This is a genomic window from Oleiphilus sp. HI0067 (assembly GCF_001635735.1).
The window spans coordinates 1-329 of the sequence record NZ_LWFI01000745.1; the positions used below are offsets into that span (position 1 = coordinate 1).

Below are 329 nucleotides of genomic sequence, written 5' to 3' on the forward strand. Positions count from 1 at the left end.
CCGTAACGGTATTTTCCCTTGGTCTAGCGATGACCAACCCCTCCTATGGTGGAGCCCAGATCCACGCTGTGTGATATTTCCTAATCACGTACACATATCCAGATCACTTAAGAAAGCGATTAGAAAAGGCGGCTTCAGCGTAAGCTTTGATCAAAGCTTCAAAGAAGTAATCGATCATTGCGCTCGAGGTGAAGAACATTCTGGAGGCTGGATTACCGAAGAAATGAAATACGCCTACCTAAACCTAGCCGAACGCGGCATCGCTCACGCTATTGAAGTGTGGTGGAATGACCTACTTGTTGGTGGACTCTATGGGTTAAGTTTTGGCC

1 protein-coding gene is annotated in these 329 nt (G+C 47.1%); it reads left to right on the top strand.

All coding sequences use genetic code 11. The features are described from left to right. A partial coding sequence (locus tag A3739_RS08200) for a leucyl/phenylalanyl-tRNA--protein transferase (RefSeq protein WP_231877044.1) occupies window positions 1-329 on the top strand: 329 nt, incomplete at both ends.